The sequence below is a fragment of the Bacillus sp. SIMBA_154 genome (assembly GCF_046536015.1).
Classification (GTDB): Bacteria; Bacillota; Bacilli; order Bacillales; family Bacillaceae; genus Bacillus; species Bacillus pumilus_P.
In genome coordinates, this window is record NZ_JAWJBV010000721.1 from 1 (window position 1) to 232 (window position 232).

The window sequence follows — 232 nt, forward strand, 5'->3', positions numbered from 1 at the left end:
TTTGCGTTTTGCGCTCTTGATATTGTGAGCAAGGCCTTTTTCAACAAGCTCTTTCATGACGAAAGGCTTGAAGAGCTCAAGCGCCATTTCCTTCGGCAAACCGCACTGATACATTTTCAGATGCGGACCTACGACGATAACGGAACGTCCTGAGTAGTCTACACGTTTACCGAGAAGGTTCTGACGGAAACGCCCTTGTTTCCCTTTCAGCATGTGAGAACGAGCTTTAAGG

Annotated in this window: 1 protein-coding gene; it reads right to left on the reverse strand. The window is 47.4% G+C overall.

Going from position 1 to position 232, the window contains the following annotated elements:
• Positions 1-232 (reverse strand): hypothetical protein (locus tag R0K30_RS23765; protein WP_410613519.1); only part of this gene is annotated, 232 nt, incomplete at both ends.